This is a genomic window from Acidicapsa borealis (assembly GCF_059115245.1).
Map to the genome: position 1 here is coordinate 3,778,025 of NZ_JCACNY010000001.1, position 18,512 is coordinate 3,796,536.

General features: G+C 53.5%; 13 protein-coding genes. 8 read left to right on the plus strand and 5 right to left on the minus strand.

The window, feature by feature from the left end; all coding sequences use genetic code 11:
* Positions 1–15: 15 nt before the first annotated feature.
* From AC5S27_RS15450 to AC5S27_RS15475, 6 genes are all read left to right on the plus strand, one after another.
* A complete protein-coding gene (locus tag AC5S27_RS15450) occupies positions 16–942 on the plus strand; it encodes an EamA family transporter (protein WP_493935464.1) in 927 nt (308 codons plus the stop codon).
* A 129-nt stretch (positions 943–1,071) separates the two neighbouring features.
* Entirely contained in the window at positions 1,072–1,989 is a 918-nt protein-coding gene (locus AC5S27_RS15455; RefSeq protein WP_493935465.1) for a nucleotidyltransferase family protein, read from the plus strand.
* Entirely contained in the window at positions 1,986–3,089 is a 1,104-nt protein-coding gene (locus AC5S27_RS15460) for a phosphotransferase enzyme family protein (RefSeq protein WP_493935466.1), read from the plus strand. The genes AC5S27_RS15455 and AC5S27_RS15460 overlap by 4 nt, the downstream gene beginning before the upstream one ends.
* Positions 3,090–3,956: 867 nt before the next feature.
* Positions 3,957–5,735, plus strand: coding sequence for an APC family permease (locus AC5S27_RS15465; protein WP_493937320.1), 1,779 nt, complete (start codon positions 3,957–3,959; stop codon positions 5,733–5,735).
* Between the two features lie 55 nt (positions 5,736–5,790).
* The gene (locus tag AC5S27_RS15470) at positions 5,791–6,591 is read left to right on the plus strand and encodes a PP2C family protein-serine/threonine phosphatase (protein WP_493935467.1); all 801 of its coding nucleotides are present in this window, start codon (positions 5,791–5,793) and stop codon (positions 6,589–6,591) included.
* The gene (locus tag AC5S27_RS15475) at positions 6,591–7,574 is read left to right on the plus strand and encodes a serine/threonine protein kinase (RefSeq protein WP_493935468.1); all 984 of its coding nucleotides are present in this window, start codon (positions 6,591–6,593) and stop codon (positions 7,572–7,574) included. The genes AC5S27_RS15470 and AC5S27_RS15475 overlap by 1 nt, the downstream gene beginning before the upstream one ends.
* Positions 7,575–7,583: 9 nt before the next feature.
* Here the strand turns inward: AC5S27_RS15475 and AC5S27_RS15480 are convergent, their stop codons facing one another.
* Positions 7,584–9,038: an ammonium transporter gene (locus AC5S27_RS15480; RefSeq protein ID WP_493935469.1), complete on the minus strand. Its 1,455-nt coding sequence runs from the start codon at positions 9,036–9,038 to the stop codon at positions 7,584–7,586.
* A 284-nt stretch (positions 9,039–9,322) separates the two neighbouring features.
* Here AC5S27_RS15480 and AC5S27_RS15485 point away from each other — a divergent pair, with 284 nt between their 5' ends.
* Together AC5S27_RS15485 and AC5S27_RS15490 are read left to right on the plus strand one after the other, a co-directional pair.
* Positions 9,323–9,685 carry a hypothetical protein gene (locus tag AC5S27_RS15485; RefSeq protein ID WP_493935470.1) on the plus strand — a complete coding sequence of 121 codons (363 nt, stop codon included), beginning with the start codon at positions 9,323–9,325 and terminating at the stop codon, positions 9,683–9,685.
* Between the two features lie 451 nt (positions 9,686–10,136).
* On the plus strand, positions 10,137–10,844 hold the full coding sequence (locus AC5S27_RS15490) for a response regulator transcription factor (protein WP_493935471.1): 708 nt from the start codon (positions 10,137–10,139) through the stop codon (positions 10,842–10,844).
* A gap of 78 nt (positions 10,845–10,922) precedes the next feature.
* On the opposite strand, the gene AC5S27_RS15495 is transcribed toward AC5S27_RS15490, so the two are convergent.
* The 4 genes from AC5S27_RS15495 to AC5S27_RS15510 form a co-directional block, all read right to left on the minus strand.
* The gene (locus AC5S27_RS15495) at positions 10,923–12,221 is read right to left on the minus strand and encodes a TolC family protein (protein WP_493935472.1); all 1,299 of its coding nucleotides are present in this window, start codon (positions 12,219–12,221) and stop codon (positions 10,923–10,925) included.
* On the minus strand, positions 12,211–15,387 hold the full coding sequence (locus AC5S27_RS15500) for an efflux RND transporter permease subunit (RefSeq protein WP_493935473.1): 3,177 nt from the start codon (positions 15,385–15,387) through the stop codon (positions 12,211–12,213). The genes AC5S27_RS15495 and AC5S27_RS15500 overlap by 11 nt, the downstream gene beginning before the upstream one ends.
* A gap of 99 nt (positions 15,388–15,486) precedes the next feature.
* Complete coding sequence (locus AC5S27_RS15505) at positions 15,487–16,566, minus strand: efflux RND transporter periplasmic adaptor subunit (RefSeq protein WP_493935474.1); 1,080 nt, start codon at positions 16,564–16,566, stop codon at positions 15,487–15,489.
* Positions 16,567–16,857: 291 nt separating this feature from the next.
* Positions 16,858–18,501: an outer membrane beta-barrel protein gene (locus AC5S27_RS15510; RefSeq protein WP_493935475.1), complete on the minus strand. Its 1,644-nt coding sequence runs from the start codon at positions 18,499–18,501 to the stop codon at positions 16,858–16,860.
* Positions 18,502–18,512: the final 11 nt, after the last annotated feature.

An 18,512-nucleotide genomic window follows, 5' to 3' on the forward strand; every position in this document is an offset into this window, starting at 1 on the left:
AGAGAGAATGATGATTTGACGCCAGCTGACATGACCGTTGCTAAGCATAAATGGATGACGCTGGTTGCTTTTGCGATCATTTACCTTGTCTGGGGTTCGACGTTTCTGGCAATCCGGGTGGGCGTGGCCGAGGTGCCGCCGTTGCTGTTTGCGGCGATGCGCTTCCTGGTTGCTGGCGCAGTGCTGGTGGGGTGGACGGCTGTGCGCGGAGAGCGTTGGCCTACGCGGCGGCAGTGGCTTTCCGTAGTGCTGCTGGGTACGCTTATTTTCCTCATCGATTATGGACTGTTGTTCTGGGCGCAGCAGCGTGTGCCTTCGGGCATTGCAGCGGTGATGCTGGCTACGATTCCTGTGTTCATGGCGCTTGCTGAGATTGTGATTCTGCGGACGCAGAAGCTCACTGTTCGGCTCGGCGTCGCACTGGCCGTGGGAATGCTTGGCGTGGTTGTTTTGACGCTGCGATCAGTCAAGGGGATTGGAGGTTCTGCGCTGGACGGCCTGGGCGCTACGGCGCTGATCGTCGCTGCGATGAGTTGGGCTGTGGCTTCGTCGCTCACACGCAGGCTACCGTTGCCGGAGTCGAAGGTAATGAGCTCCGGAACGCAGATGCTGGCAGGCGGTCTGCTGCTGACGATCGCGTCGGGTGGGTTTGGTGAATATCACCGTTTCGATCCGGCTGCGGTTTCACTGAAAGCATGGATTGCGCTGCTTTACCTGATTGTGGCGGGGTCGATCATAGGATTTACGGCATATGTGTGGCTGATTCATCATCAGTCGCCTACGAAGGTTGGGACCTACGCGTATGTGAATCCAGTGGTTGCGGTGGTGATTGGCTACTTCTTCGGTGGGGAGGCGCTAGGGGTGCGGGCTGTTCTCGGCACGCTATCTGTGCTGGTGAGCGTGGTGCTGATTACGACGACCCGGAAGAATCCGCAGGCGTGAGAGTATGGTCGTGTTCGAAGCGGGCTTGCCGGATAGCGATGCCGGAGTGATAACCTACGATTTCGTACTGGCTGCAAGGCACTGTAGGCTTGAGGCCGGGCAACTCCTAAACATGAGATGGGACTTCGCATGAGCGCAGTAACTGCACCGACTCTTCTTGTACTTGCGGCCGGCATGGGCAGCCGATATGGCGGTTTGAAACAGCTTGATCCGGTTGGGCCCAGCGGCGAAACGATCATGGATTATTCGGTCTATGACGCGCTGCGGGCTGGGTTTGGCAAGATTGTTTTTGTGCTGCGACAGGATATCGAGCAGGCGTTCAAAGATGGCTTTGGAACGCGGTTTGCCGAGCATATTCCCATTGAGTATGTGTTCCAGGAGCTGGACAAGCTGCCTGCGGGTTTTAGCTTGCCTGAGGGGCGCACCAAGCCGTGGGGAACGACGCACGCAATCCTGATGGCTAAGGATGTGATCCACGAGCCTTTTGCCGTGATCAACGCGGACGACTTCTACGGTGCTGAAGGGTACCGCGTGCTCTCAGAGCAGCTGCAGGCAGCCGATGTGACGAAGCAGGACTATGCGATGGTGGGTTTTGAGCTGCGCAATACTCTGTCCGATTTTGGCAGTGTGGCGCGGGGCGTTTGCCAGCGTAATGCGGATGGGTATCTTGAGAGCGTTGTGGAGTTGACCAGCATCACGCGTGATGGCGATGGGGCGGTGAATACAGACCCGCAGGGCAACAAGACTACGCTGGCGGTCGATTCGTTAGTGTCGATGAATATGTGGGGATTTACTCCGGCGATCTTTGCGCAGTTGGAAGGCATCTTTGAGGACTTTCTAAAGACGAGCGGCAGTGAGCTGAAGTCGGAGTGCTACATACCTAACGCGGTGAATTCACTGGTGGCATCAGGCGATGCGCGCGTGAAAGTGCTGCGTACGGGCGATGCGTGGTTTGGTGTGACGTACCGCGAAGATCGTCCTGGTGTGGTGGAGAGCATTCGCAAGCTGGTTGGTGATGACCGCTACCCGGAAAAACTCTGGGCATGAGTACAGCGGGCAAGCCAAGCTACGATCTGCGCGGGGTGGTAGGGCAGTTCCAGGTAAGCGGCGAGTATGTTGACGCGATTCCGTATGGCACTGGGCACATCAACGATACGTTCTGCGTGCGCGTGCATCAGGGTGGCGCGACAGTGCGTTATATCTTGCAGCGCATCAACCATAATGTCTTCAAGAACCCTGTTGGCGTGATGGAAAATATCCGGCGCGTTTCGGAGCATCTGCAATCGAAGCTGCCCGATCCGGCTCAGGTAAGCCGTAATGTGTTGACACTTGTACCGATGCGTGGGGGACCGCCGTGGTACATCGATGAAGCCGGAAATCATTGGCGTCTGTACTACTTTGTCGAAGGCACGCGGTGTTATGACGCAATCGAGTCTCCGCAACAGGCGTACAGCGCGGCGCGGTCTTATGGGGAGTTTCAGAAGTTGCTGATAGATCTACCGCAGCCGCGACTTCACTACACGATTCCTGACTTTCATCACACGGCCAAGCGTTTTCAGGCGCTGGAGCTGGCGATTGCTGCTGACATCGCGGACCGCGCTAAGCTGGTGCAGCCTGAGATCGCTTTTGCGCTGCGGCGTGAGCCGATGACGCGGGTTTTGCTCGAGGCCGATTTGCCTGAGCGCGTGACGCATAACGATACCAAGCTGGGTAATGTGCTGTTGGATGAAGCGACGGGCGAAGGTGTATGCGTCATCGATTTGGACACAGTTATGCCGGGCCTGGTGCTGTATGACTTTGGCGACATGGTGAGGACATCGACCTGCGCCGTGCGAGAGGATGAGCGCGATCTTTCGCTGGTCACGATGCAGTTCCCGATGTTTGAGGCTCTCGTGCGGGGTTATCTTTCAACTGCTGGAGACTTTCTGACGTCAATCGAAAAGAAGTATCTTGCCTTCAGCGGCAAGCTGATTACGTTTGAAATTGGTATTCGCTTCCTCACTGATTTTCTTTCAGGGGATACGTATTTCAAGGTGCATCGTGATGGGCATAACCTCGATCGCTGCCGTACGCAGTTTAGGCTGGTGGAGTCAATTGAAGCGCAGGAAGCGGCTATGGATGATCTCGTTCGCTCGATCGCCTTATAGTCAGTTTGCCAGATCCGGCTCCGCGAAGAAGTCCTCACGCAAACCTGGGGCACGACTTTGCCGTTGTGGATCTCAAATATGGTGTCGGCGTCCACCATCCAGATGCTACGAGCGCACCTGTATCCAGCGAAATACTGACGACACCACTCCAGTAACTCTGCCCTAGTGGTCTTCAGACCTACGCTGAGTCTCGTTCCTGTGATTGGGGAACACGGATATCCGCCTTGGAGAAGATCGTTATGATGTCATTTGGCTAAAGCAGAAGATTCTCAGAAACGTTACCAGCCAGATTAAGCTGCTCTAGATTGAAAGGGAGTAACGTGGTTGAGAGTGTGCTCTTGTTCTGGCGCTCAGTGACTGCATAGCTCCAGTCGATATCATTTTCGCTTAACTTTACTTTCAGGGATGAAAAGTGAAATTGAATTATCTGGAAGCAGCTCTTGCGACGATAACGTCCGCCCTCAGTGCGTGTACATATTTGGAATCCGAATCCAGGATGCATGGAGAACCAGGGAGATCGTTGTGAACAGACCGAAGAGGGAGGATACCGAATTGCTTCAAGCATGGTCATCTGATTGAACAGCACTTTTCTTAATTTGATTTAGCCTTGTTGATTTCATCTGTGGGTGAACGATACAACAGATGAGTCTTTACTATTTATTTATGTGTCAATATGAAATCCTTACGCTGCTTAACTATTTTCTTTCCCCTACATCGATCTCGTGTCATTCTGAACATTCCAGACACAAGCAAACGCCTGAATGGTTTCTACGTAAATTCCCTGAGACGCAGGTCTCATGAGTCCGGCGACTTTGTGTGGAATATTTTGTCCCAGGAGCATACATGGCAGAGGCAACTAATGGCGGAATGAAGCCCACTTTGGGCCTTACGGGACTCACCAGCAACGCAATGGCGCTAATCGCCCCTGGAGCTTTGCTTTGGCTTACATTCCTGGTCCAGGCCACCGAAAAAGACACTGCGCCTGCGATGTGGATGGGAATTGTCGGCGCGCTGGTCCTGTGTATCTCCACCGCAATCTGCTACGCGGAAATGGCGAAGTTGTATCCCGGCGCCGGCAGTTCCTATTACTTTGCTGAGCAGGCTTTTCTCAATCGAGAGAAAGCATGGCGCTATGCACGAATCTCCAAGTTCATCGTGGGCTGGGCATCTCATCTGTACTACTGGATATATCCGGGAGTGATGGTCGGGCTCATGGGCACCTTGTGCGGCTACATCGTGGGGACGATCTGGCCAAACTTGATGAGTGCCTCAAATCCGGGCATCTTTTTCATGATGGCTGTAGCTATCGTTTTCTCTTTCAGTATCGCTTACATCGCTCACCGTGGAATCAACAGCTCCACGATGGTGAATATGGGCATCAACGTCATTCAGATCGCTGCGCTCCTAACCTTTGCCGTGTTGGCGCTCGGCTACCGTCTGAATCACGCCCCGGGGTCTGAAGCTTGGCAATTCGATTCAACTTCAGGCGAGGCATATAAGTATGAATTCAAGACTGCTACAACTGTTGTTGGTGGAGTGACAACGGAAACGATCGTGCGCGATGCCAACAATGTTCCTCTACCAAAGACCGATGCAGCAGGAAAAGTTGTTCCGTTCCACATCAGCTATGCAGAACGAGATGCAAGCGGAAATTTTCTTGCTCATCCCAACGCATTGTCTGTCGTCAAGCCACACAACTGGAATTGGGTATTCGTTCAAATGACTGTGGCGATCCTAATCCTGGTGGGGTTTGAATCGGTAACCACGATGGGCGACGAGGCCAAAAATGCCAAACGGGACGTACCAATTGCCGTCATCGCTTCGCTGCTGATTCAAGGGGTTCTGTTTTATTTCTTCGAGTATTTCTCTGCCAATTTCTTCTTTAATAACGGATATACGCTACAAAATGCAGCAGGGTCGGCTGCACCGATCGGTGACATGATGGTTGTGGTGGGCGATGCCCTATTGGGCCCCGGCAACGGACGTCTCTTCATGCTCATCGAGGGCGCAACTGTCTTTCTGGCGCTTGTCGGAACAACGCTCTCATGCATTAACACTGGAGCTCGTGTCACCTACGCCATGGGTAAGGATAAGGAAGTACGCGGTCACTTCGGATTGCTGCACGGTAAGAACCTGACTCCGCACAACGCCATCTGGACGTTGGCTGCGATTTCAGCACTTATCGGTTGCGCGGCCGTGGTGCTTGCATTCGGAGACGGAAGCGCACCGTCTGATGCGTCGATCGCATCCATCCCACATGGTTTCTGGTCCAGCTTTGGCTATACCACCCACGAAAAAATGGCAGCGTTGCCAAATAGCTTGCTTACAGTCACGTTGGCCTCCAACTTTGGCACGTTCATTCTGTATGCACTGAGCAGTACCCTGTGCATGGTGGCTTATCACAAGCATCCGAAGTTCAGTTTCATTCGCCACCTCGCCATCCCCATCTTCAGTTTACTGGCCAATCTGATCTGCATGGGCTTTTATGTCTTCGGACCATTCGCGGGATATGGCACTCCTCATGAGCCATTGCTTGCACTCGGCATTGCAGCCATATGGGGTATCTACGGCGGCTTCTATTTCCTGAGCGCCGGCAAAGCCGCAGGCAAAACTTCGCTACTTCAAACCCGCGCTCCTTCGGCGTAGACTTATCCCATTCAGTTTCCGCTTATCAGCGTGACCTGATACTGGTTAATTTTCTATGCTGGATGTCGAATTCGCTGAACTCTCAGATCGCGGGTCAAGCCGCGAGCTGAATGAAGATTGTATCGGGCATGTGGTCCCATCATCGGGGGCCCAGGCCCGATCGCAAGGCTGGCTATTTGCGGTCGCCGATGGCCTCGGCGGGCACGAGAAGGGTGAAATTGCTTCACAGCTTGCAGTCGATACAGTGCTGGCGGGATTTCGCAGCATGCCCAAAGGGGTGATGCACGTTTCTCTTCTTCCCAAGCTGGTTCAGGAAGCAAATGTAGCTATCTACGACGCGGGACGTGCTAGCACGTCCCGCGCAGCATCCATGGGAACGACACTCGTGTTGTGCGCATTGCGTTTCGACTCCGCAGTTTTGTCGCATGTAGGTGATTCACGTTGTTATCTTTTCCGAAGTGGCGCAATCATTCAACTCACCCATGACCACTCCATGGTTGCAGAACAGATGCGCATGGGAATCATCTCGCAGGCGGAAGCTTCAGTTGCGGGCAATCGGAATATCCTAACGCGGAGCCTCGGTACTGAGCTCTTTGTTGCCGCTGATACGATTACGGTGAATATCATCCCAGGTGACGTACTGCTGCTATGCTCCGATGGTCTGCACGGGTATGTGCCGGACGAAACGATCGGACAGATTGTGAAGACGAATTCTGACTTGCAGGAGACTGCAGCGGCACTCGTGGCGGCAGCAAACGATAGTGGCGGACACGATAACGTTAGTGTCCAGATCATTCGTATCCGGGCAGTAGAACGCATGGGTCTCTATCGCGGTCGTCCTTATCGGTTGCTCTGATGCCTGCTCCCAACCTCACCATCCAACCCGGCGATATTCTCGACCACTTCAGCATTGATAGTGTGGTTGCCACAAGCGGTATGGCGACGGTTTTTAGAGCTCGTGATATCAACAATGGAATGCAGGTCGCGATCAAGGTTCCGCATCCGGAGATTGAAGCTGATCCGGCATTGTTCGATCGATTTCAGCGTGAGGAAGAGATCGGCAGAAAGATCAATCATCCCAGCGTAATGAAAGTTTTCGCAAACCCCGATCGCTCCCATGTGTACATGGTGATGGAGTGGCTTGAAGGACGCCTTTTGCGCCAGATTTTGAACGAGGAGAAGCCGCTTCCAGTTGACCGCGCCGTGACTCTGACGATCCGCATCTGCGAGGCACTTGAGACAATACACACCAACGGAGTCGTACACCGTGACTTGAAGCCGGAAAACATCATGGTTGATGCCGACGATCACATTCACCTGATCGACTTCGGCATAGCGTCCAATGCCGGTTCTAGACGCCTCACTTTTGGCAACTTCTCGCGCAACATGGGAACGCCGGACTACATCTCTCCTGAGCAGGTGCGCGGAAAGCGCGGCGATGGCAGAAGTGACGTGTATTCGCTCGGCGTAATGCTGTATGAGATGCTGACCGGGCAGGTTCCGTTCACCGGCTCTAATCCATTTGCGGCAATGAATGAACGGCTCCTCAATCCACCCCGGCCGCCAAGGAGTCTACGCTCTTCTATTTCTCCGCAACTGCAGGAGATACTTTATCGCGCGCTCGAACGGGAACCAAAGAATCGATATCACAGCGCAAGAGAGTTGGCATTCGATCTGGAACATCAGGAAGAAGTAGGCGTCGCTGCACGCGTTGAAGAAGGGCGTTGGCAAAGAAGCCAGTCACAGAAGCGGCGAAGGATAGTGTTCTACGTTGCACTTACTCTTCTGCCGCTCCTGGTTTTCGGGTTGCTCCTACTTGTCGCGCGGCACCACTCTTAGCTCATCGCATCAATGTGGCATAGATTCGTCAGGATGAATGACAAATTCGGGATAGGCACCCGCACCAAGCTCACGAATGTCCATCCCCTGCCAGTCGCCGTCGCGGTCCACACGAAAAGGCAGAATGCGATTGAGAAGTAGATTGACACCATGCATCATGGGAAGCATGAAGCCCAGCAGAGTTGAGATACCGACGAACTGGGCAATCATCTGATCGCCGCGTGACCCTACGGTAAGCGGTACAAACATTCCTGTCCCGATCAGGCCAAGAATACCGGCTCCGGCGTGAACGGCTATAGCTCCCCCGGGATCATCGATGAGCAGCCTGATCTCGAGCAATTCAACCAGAAAGATGAGCATCAGCCCTGCGGCCACGCCCGTTGCGATGGCCGCCAGAGGGGAGACGAAGTGGCATCCGGCGCTTCCTGCGACAAGTCCTGCTGTCCATCCGTTGGCACTCAGTGATGCGTCAGGTTTGTGGTAACGTAGCCGCGTCGCTGCAACCGCAGCAAGGCACCCGGCAGAGGCAGACAAAGTTGCATTGACAATGACACCAACGATTTGCATCGAGCCAGCTTTGTAGAACAGAACTGACGTAGCAGACTCAAGCCCGATCCATCCAACCAGTGCAATAAGACACCCAAAGAGGACCAGTACAACGTTGTGCCCTGGTATAGCTGTTGAGATGGCATCCCTTGTGTACTTACCTCGTCGAGGCCCCAAGATCCAAACAACTGAGAGCGCCATAAGGCCTCCTGTTACCTGAATCACGCCTGCTCCGCCAACGTCGACAAACGGCGCAATGTGGAATGTCACCGCAATCTGCGCCAACCACCCGCCGCCCCAGACCCAATGGGCTATCAGGGGATACGTAAACGCGGAGAAAACTGCGGTGACAAGACAGATCGGTGCAAGTCTCCAACGGTCAGTGCCTGCGCTCAGAGGAATGATGGCTGCCAGTCCTGCAGCAAACATATAAAAGCACATCACAACAGAAGCAATTGATCCAGCAGTACCGTCCATATGATTATTGCGACCCACTAGGGGTTCATTGCCCAACCAGTTCCACAGTACTCCTCCAGCATGAAACGAGTGGAACGCGCCACCGTCAAAACCTGCAAACGCGGCTCCGCAGAGCACAATCGCCATCGCCGAAATGGCTAATGCCAAGAGTGTCCCCAGCATCGCGTGAGCTGCGCTGCGTGACCGTCCTAGCCCTTGATGGATGAGCGCCATACCCGCTACCGCGAGAGGAGTGAGGAGGATGCAGAATAGGCATAGCAGCAAATTGACCGGATTCACTTCAATCCCCTCTGAGCGTCGGCGTATCCAAAGGTGACTGACGCCAATCCAAGTACCTGAACCATAATTCCCGCGAACAGGAACGCTACTCTCACTCGAGAGTCGGTGAGCATGTTTAAAGTAGCCACTACAATCAGCCATCCAGAGAGTAAGAGCAAGCATCCGATTAGCTTCAAGATCTCTCCTTTGCTCGTTCGCACGGCAACAACGTATCTGCCCTCATACGACATATTGGTAGCAACCTGGTAGCAACAACATCGTTGCGGTGAAGCCCATCACATCGCCGATGCAGCGCTGGGCTACTCAAACACAGTGTATTACTGATCAGATTTAGTGTACGGGCAACAGTTGCTTGATTCGATATGATTTGTCTAACGCTTTTCGTATAATCTTTGCAATATCGTCCCTAAACTTGCATCCCAAGTACATGAAAGAGGCAATCAAGGATGAAACATATTCTCAGTCAACTCATTGCGTCTCCACTTGGAGTATTTGTCGTACTCTCTACAGCAGCATTCCTTGAAGTCACCGGCGACGCCTGCTTTCAATCGGGACTGTACAAGGCAAACGGTGTTGAACGCGGACTTTGGTTCCTTGTGGGGGGCCTAGTGCTTTTCAGCTACGGACTCTTCGTCAATCTCCCTCAATGGGACTTTGGCAAACTACTCGGAGTGTACGTCGTACTCTTCTTCGTGATCGCTCAAATCATAGCCAAGGTGCGCTTCCAACAGTCCCCCACGCCGCCCATCCTTGCGGGTGGTGCCTTGATTGTAGCTGGCGGTCTCATCATCACTTTTTGGAAAGTGTAGTCTCGCATCCCCCTCGATGCAAAGATCACTTCAACACTCATCGCTTACCAACTATAAACGTAGACAACTCTCAACGTCGTGTATCAGCGCACTGTGGCCACCTTAGTGAAGCTCCCTTCAGCCAGATCGAACTGCGATAAGACAGGTGGGCGACTGAGCTTTCAAGAATCGATATTTTAAGCCGTACTTATGAAAATCATGCGCAGCCTTTACGTATTCCTAGCAAAAGTCTCGCTACTATCGCTTAGAGACACTGACGCTGCCCGAATCTTGACGTTGCAGTATCCTCGTTTTCTTTCGCTCCACCACGATATCGCAAAAGTTTAGATGACTCAGCCTCTGTGGATGAGATTCGTAGCCGCGATACATACCGCATCATCACTTAATCATTCGAAATGTATGTGTTTTACAAGGAAGAATTCGAAGGCGGCGGGTCCTAGTTTCAGGAGAAATGATGAAAAGTATGGCTGCAAGGATTCTGGTCATCGACGACGAACCCCAGATTACGCGTGTGTTGCGCGGCGCGCTTACCGCTAAGGCCTTTGATGTGCGAACCGCAAATGACTCGGAAGAAGGCCTTCGAATTTATTGCGAATGGATGCCAGACCTGGTTGTTACTGACCTAATGATGCCAGGCGTGACGGGTGTCGAGGTATGTCGCGCTATCCGTTCAACCTCGGCAACTCCAGTTCTTATTCTCTCGGTTCGCAATCATGAATTGGAAAAAGTAGAGGCTTTAGAAGCAGGTGCTGATGACTATGTGACGAAACCATTCAGTACTCCCGAACTCATTGCGAGGATTCGCGCTCACCTTCGCCGCGTTCCAGAGCGGGCGGCTCCGATCATTGCACAGGGTGATTTCCTGATAGATGCGAATGCCCACACTGTTACATTGAATAGCGTTAAAGTTCGGCTTACCCCAAAAGAGTTCGACCTGCTATTACACTTGGCGCGCAATTCAGGCAAGATGACCTCGCATCGAGCTCTCCTTACCGCCGCATGGGGAAAAGATTCGGCCCACCAACCTGAGTACCTGCGTGTATTTATCGGTCAATTGAGGAAGAAGCTGGAGGCTGTTACGGGGAAGCAATACATCGAGACGGAACCCTGGGTCGGATACAGGTTCATTGCCGAGGGGACTACGAAGCGTGCAAATTAAAGTCAACAGGAGCCGGATCTTCGCTGAAATACTGATACGCCCTTTCTTCGACAGCAGCTTCTACGCGTACAAGTGTACTTATGGCTGGATTTCTTCATGCCCAATGGCAAGGTTCAATTGACCTGCTGAAGTCAAATAAGTACCCACGAGTTGTAGATAGGCCAACTGAACCACACGATAATCGCTCTGGGCATTCAGAAAGTCCATGAGGGAGGCTCCTCCCCGCTGGTACGTGTAGGTCACGGTATCGCGTACTCGTGTTGCTTGATCCTTGTACTGATCGCGATAAGGCTTCAACAAGGCGATGTTGCTCTGAACCTGCTCGTAGGCCGAATCAACATCACTGAAAACCTGTGTCCGCGCTGCATCTGTCAGCTTCTTGTTCCGGTCGATATCGTTCAGGGTGCGCTTCTTCTCGCCTTGATTCCGATCGAAGATCCGCAGCGGGATGCTCACGTTCAGACCCAGTGTCTGATTGGAGTTGGGATTGTTGAACGAACCATTGTACGTATACCATGTGCCAAACGTGGGATCAGTTGAACCGTTGGCCTCAGCTAACTTATGGTTTGTGATTGCTTGATCAACGGATTCGATAGCAGCCCTCAAATCGGGCCTGTTATCAAGGGCAACCTGATGAAAGTGATCCAGCGGCTGAAGCTCGTCCGAGAACTCAAACGGTCCATTCACATCGAATTGATCCAGAGGAATCCGCTCATCCAGCAACTGTAGCAACTGGATTTTCGATGTTCGCAGATTTACGATTGCATTCTGAATCTCAGATTCGTATTGCACTCGCAAGAGTTCGATGCGATCCAGATCGATCCGTCCAATAGCTCCGTCCTTGTAGCGTACGCGGCTAATCTCGATGATCTTGTCGTAATACTCGAGGTCCGCCTTCGCAAGTGCCAGCACAGCCTTGGCCTGCAGAGTCTGGACAAAAATTGAGCGGAGATCGAAGATGAGATTACGTTCCAAATCTTCATGCTGCGAACCAGCGATTTGAGTGCCTTGCTTTGCGCTCTCCAGTCGTAGTTCTCGCTTATGCTGTCGCTCATGGAGGTAGCTGAAATTCGGAGAGTACTGCGTTCCAGCCAGGGGCTGCCAGACTCCTTTATGCGGCGCTACCTGAGTGCCATCTGTTGACATTGTGAGTTGCGGATTAGGACGAAGGTAGGCGGTAATCTCCTGGTCCTTCATCTCCTGTACGCTTATCTGATCAGCCTGGAGCGTTGGGTTGGCTGCCTCGAACTTCGCCTTCACCTGCTCCCAGGTGAGCGCCTGCTGCGCCATCCCGGAGCTCGCCAATACAATGAAAACCAGAGTCACACGGCTAATGCGCATCGCGCAAATGTCTGTTTCTCTTCGACTAAATTTCATGCGCCGTCTCCAGTTCGGGGAGCTTGTCCCCTTCGCGCGCAATCCATACGTACAGGGTTGGCAGCAGGAAGATACTCAATACAAGATCTGATATCAAGCCACCCACGATTACGATGGCAAAGGGACGCTGCGAGTCAGACCCGATTGCGTGCGACATCGCAGCTGGCACCAATCCAAACGTAGCCACCAGCATGGTCATCATGATGGGACGCAGCCTAAGCACTGCACCTTCAACGGCGGAGTCTACGATCGTGCGCCCGCGCGCCCGCAATTGGTTAATGTATTCCAGCATGATGACGCCGGTCTGAACCGACACGCCAAACAATGCAAGGAATCCGACACCGGAGGACACGCTAAAATGCGTTCCCGTAATCAGAAGCGCGAGAACTCCACCGATACGCGCCATGGCTACCGTACCGAGAATGAGTAAAGCCCACTTCACCGACCGGAACATGCTGTAAAGGATGATGAAAATAATCAGGACCGTCAGCGGCAGAATGAAGAGCAGTCTTGCCTCTGATCGCTTCTGGCTCTCGTATTCACCCGCCCATTCAATGTGGTATCCAGGCGGCAACTTTACCTTCTCTTTGATCTTGGCAATGCACTCTTCAACTGTGCTGCCCAGATCGCGGCCACGCACGCTGAACCTCACACCCACATAGCGCGTGTTGCCTTCTCGAAAAATGTCATATGCACCGTCTTTGACCTCGACGTTCGTCAATTGTTGGAGCGATACGCGCTCTCCCGTTGGCGACACCAGGCGAATGTTTGCGATCGCTTCCTTGACGGTCCGATACTGAGCCTGATATCGGATAACCACATCGTAACGCTCTTCTCCTTGCAGGACCTGGCTCACCGCATTTCCGCCCACTGCAGTCTGGACTGCATCCTGAATGTCGGCTACGTTGATGCCGAAGCGAGCCGCCGCTTTGCGGTCTACAGTGAAGTCGAGATTGGGTTGGCCAAACACGCGGAAGAGTCCCAGATCCTTGACACCGTTGACCCCCGACATCACTTCCGTGACCTGCTCGCCTTTTTCCTCGAGCGTCTTCAGATCATTTCCAAATATCTTCGCTGCAAGCTGGCCTTTGACTCCGCTCACCGTCTCACCTACATTGTCTTCAATCGGCTGCGAAAAATTCCATACCGCGCCGGGTAGTTTTGCTACTTCACGGTTCATCGCTGCAATCAACTCATCCTTGTTTTTATGGAAGACTGGTCTCCACTGATCCTTCGGCTTCAAATCGACAAAGTATTCCGTGTTGCCGAAGCCTCCTGTATCCGTACCATCGTCAGGCCGTCCCGCCTGCGAAACAACGTTGGTGACCTCGGGGAAGGAAGCGAAGATTAACCTGCATTGCTCGGTAAAACGCGACCCCTCAGTGAGACTGGTACTTGATGCCAGCGAGCCGCGAGCCCAGATGGCGCCTTCATCGAGATGGGGCAGAAACTCTGAGCCGATGACGCCGCCGTACGTTAGATAAATTGCGAAGGCCAAGCTTGTCAGACCAACACCCACCGGCACCCAACGATGTTGAATCGCCCAGAGGACTCCGTTGCGGTAATGCTTGATCAAAAATTCCATCACCGGATTGCGCCACTCCTTCACACCGTTCTTGAAGAAGTAGCCGGAAAGTACCGGCGCAATCACCATGGAATAGACGAGTGCTCCCAGCAAAGCGAAGGCCACTGTCCAGGCCATCGGCTTGAAGAGCCTACCCTCGACTCGTTGCAGCGTAAAGATCGGCATATAAGCCGTGATGATGATGGCGATGGCGTAGAAGACTGGACGCTGCACTTCGTGAACGGCCTCCTTAATGATCTCCTTGGGACCCTTGACGATGGTTGGTCGCTTACCCTGTTCAGCTGCTTCCCTCACTGCCCTCTGGCGATCACCGATGCGGCGGACGATGTTTTCGACCATGACCACCGAGCCATCCACAACCATGCCAAAATCGAGCGCTCCCAGCGATAGAAGGTTAGCCGGGATATGGCTTAGATCAAGCCAGATCGATGCGAACAATAAGGCAAACGGAATCGTGAGTGCGACGATTAAGGCTGCCCGCGCATTGCCAATGAAGAGAAAAAGAATGATGGTCACCAACACCATTCCTTCGGCAAGATTGTGCAGCACAGTATCCAGTGTGTAGTGCAGCAGATCGCTGCGATCCAGCATCGGGACGATCTTTACGCCTGGCGGCAGCAGTACATTGTTGAGCTGATCTACTTTCGCATGAATCGCATCCAGCGTCGGCCCCGCATCTGCGCCTTTACGCATTAGCACCACGCCCTGAATCACATCGGGGTTATCCAGAATCTTGCCATCTGCCCGATGAATAGCCCTGGCCATGTGGCCCAGTCGAACTTTTTCGCCCTGCTCAACGATTGCGATATCTTTGATGCGAATTGCGGTTCCGGTCTGTGTCTTCAGAACGGTGTCTTCGATGTCATGTACATTCTTGAAGAGACCAATGGCCCGCACGTTTTCCTGCTGCAACCCCGTTTCAATGAAGCCGCCGCCCGCGTTTACGTTGTTGTTCGTAAGTTGCTGCTCAACCTGACCGATCGTGATTCCGTAGGAGATTAGCTTGTTGGGATCGATCCGTATCTGGTACTCGCGTACCGTCCCTCCGAAGTCGGACACGTCGACAACATTGGGAACGGATTTGAATTCCTTCTCCAGTGTCCAGTCTTCAATCGACCGCATGGCCATCAAGTCATACGCCGGATTGGTGCTGTGCATCGTGTACCAGTAGATTTGGCCGACAGTACTCCAATCAGTTCCCATAGATGGCTGGAGACCAGTTGGGAGCGTAGCCCCGGCTAGCCGTTCCATGACCTTCTGACGATTCCAATCATTGACTGATTCGTCGTCGAAAATCATAAGGACGAATGACAATCCAAACAGCGACTCGGAACGGACGTGCGAAAGGTGCGGAATTCCGTTCATCTGAATTTCGATGGGAACCGTTACCTGCTGCTCCACTTCTTCCGCAGCCCTACCCGGCCACTGTGTTATGACGGTTACGTAGTTATCCGCGATGTCCGGATAAGCCTCGACTGGAAGATCGTGAAAGGCAACCGCGCCGCCGGCAAGCAATAAGAGCGCCATTGCCAGCACAATCAGCCGGTTATTCAGCGCTAAATCTACAAGCTTGCGAATCATTCCATTGTCCCCCGGCCCGATGACGGCCTGTTGTCATGCGCTCTTGCTGCTATTCCATGAGGTACGGGCGCTCTTACCGATCTGGCCGTTGCTGAGGCATCACTGCTCCACAGTGTTCTGCATCACCAAAGCATTTGAGACCATCTGCTGACCAGGTTTGATTCCCGACTTAATCTCCTGCATATTGTTCGGCAGCGTTTCTCCACTCACCACTTCGATCCGCCTGAACTTCTTGTCAGGCGCAGGCACGTACACGTAGTCGCGATCGTGAAGATGAAGAATCGCTGGAGCGGGAACAGCCGTATAGACCTCATCCTTCTGACCCCGGAAGGTAGCGGTCACAAACATTCCCACTTTCATCACTCCAGGATTGGCTACTTCAATTCGCACCTTACCGGTACGAATGTTGGGATCGAGTACGGGTAGGATATTGCTCACTCTTCCTTTCAGCACCCTGACGGGATAGGCATTCAAGACAATATCCGCCGGATCGCCGATATGCACACTGCCCAGATCGTTTTCGTAGACATCGCATACGATCCACACAATGGAGAGATCGGAGATCGTAAAGGGACTCGTTCCCAGGCTCTGTACACCGGCGGCGTTGGTCACTTCCTGGTCGGTGATGACCCCAGACACCGGAGCAGTGATATCGACGATACCGCTCGGATGATCCGTAGTACTGCCGAGCAGATGCAGGTGTTCTTCCGCTGTATTGACAGTGACTCTTGCCTTATCTTCAGTATCCTGCGCCACCTGTAGATCATTGAGAGCCATGCCGCCATGCTCATAGATATCTCTGGTGCGCTCCAATTGAGCCTTTGCGAGTACTTCGTCCGCCACCGCCATCTGATAGTTGGCGAATGCCCCCGAAATATCGTCGCTTCTCACTTTCAAAAGAAGCTGTCCCTTCTTTACCGTATCGCCCAGTTTGGCGAACAGCCCAACAACCCGGCCGGAGGCTAGCGAAATAACAGGAACCGTCCGCTCGATATCTGGATTTACCGTCCCAGTTACGGCAAGGGAGGCAGGCGCCCGATGCTCCACAGCCGTAACCAGGGGGAACTGTTCGGGATGGTCAACGGAAAAGGAGACGACATCAAAGTCTTTGATGATCCCCGTGCCTTGCGGAGGAGCTTCCGCCGCTGGGTCCGCAGCATCCTTCTTACAGCTGCTCAACGCAAGTACGCTTCCCAGAGACATGATCGATACTGCCAATCGGAGTGTCACGCCGTTGGACAAGCAATTCCGTCTGTTTCGCCCAAGCTTTATGCTCGCCGATTCCATTTCATTAACTCCACCCTTTTGGGGCCGCACTTCTTGAGTAGCACCTGTACGGTGCTTGAGACGGTCATGCCAGTAGAGAATTCCTGAGATGTGGTCAGTACCGGGGTTACGCGGGTCCAATTGCTGCTCATGGAGCGACCGCGCACGTCAGATTTGACGTGCGCGACTGCACTGTTCTGTCGTCTAGAACCGGACCATGATCGCAACGGTTGTATTCGTCTGGTTGGTCCGCAGATCGGGGAACCAGACTGAACTGGCATCGGGCCCCGTTCCGTTCCCCAACGTATAGCAGGCGCTCTCAGCCGAAGCTAGATTGCCGTATCCGAAGCCGGAGGCAGCGCCATTCGCGCAGGCATACTGCGACGGTGAACCGTTGTTACCACCGGGCGGTGTGATGCCACCACGACCTGACCAATAAGGAACGTCGGAGTACCGATAGCCCTCTTCGAGCCGGAAGGTAATGAACTGGCTTGGCATGTAGTCAAAGGTGATGGTGCCATCCTTCATCTGCGAACGGTCTCCGCCATTCTCAGTAAAATACGGCGTGCCCGACGTTGCCGTTGCGCCGTTGATCGGAGGCAACAGCGTAAGGTAGCGTCCGGGGTTGTTCATTAATCCGCCGCCGAGAGTCACAGCGTACACATCTTTTTGGAACCATGCGCGAGCATATGCCATAGTGCCGATGAACATCTGCTTGGGCCGGCCATTCCTGCTGTTGTGGCAATTCACGCCGCCAGAGTAAGTGGAACTCGACCCGTTCTCAGGAGATAGACCCTTTGTGTTGTAAGGGCCGCTTGATGGACCACCGCCATACTCGCAACCCGCGTCTCCAGTTATTGTGAAGGCCATCTTGTCGAGAAAATTGGCCGGTTTGTCATAGAACTTGACCTGCGCGCTGTAGTCAGCGTGAACGCGCGAGCGACCGGGGAATCCTACTGCATCTTCACCGAGACCGTAGTTGTTGAAGACGAAGTCAAGGTAGTTTGTGGGGCGCCAGAGAATCTGTCCGCCGAGGCCAGGCTTGCCGTTCGCACGCGCGTAAGACTGCCACCCATTGATGATCCAAGGCTCAATCTTTAGCTTCTTTGTTGGGAAGTATTGAATCCTGAGTCCATTGAAGAACCACGGTGTGTTCGATGATACGAATGACGGCTGGTATGTCCAGTTATCTGCGTTGTAATAGCTGAACAAACCGATGTAAGAGACGAAGATGCCAGCATCCACGTTCAAGCCGTTCGATACGTCCCAATGATATCCCCCCCACGCCTCAGAGACATACTTGTAAGCGCCTGAAAGATCCCACTGACCACGACTGTAGCTGGCGTCGTTGCGGGGAGTGGTAGTTGCAAACAGGCCATTCATCGTCAGGATGCGTCCGCGCACATTCTGGATGTGAATGTCGCCGCCGATGCTGATCTGCTCAAGTTGCCATTCGTCTGAACGAAAGCTCTCCGTCGCGCCGCCCATCGTATCGTCTTTCGGATGGTTGTAGTCGAGGATGTAGTTTGCATCCGCGCGAAACTCGGGGGTGAAGTATTTGGTGGCCATCGGACTATCGGACGCGTGGCCATTGCTGTTGAGCCATGTCCAGTCGCCAGGGAAAGGCTCTCCCTTCGTAGTTGTTTGCGCGCTGATCTCAGGCGTTGCAGGCGGCGCGGGAGCCGCCGCGTCTTGAATTCCGGCGGTGGATGAGCTGCTCCCGGCTGCAGCCACGGACTCAGCTTCCGCAGCCCGCAGTGCAGTTGCGTCCTTATCCGCCGCCTTCGAATCTTCCCCAGCTTTGCTTTCCTTCAACTCAGCTTCGAGTTGCGCAATTCGAGCCTTCATTTCTGCTAGTT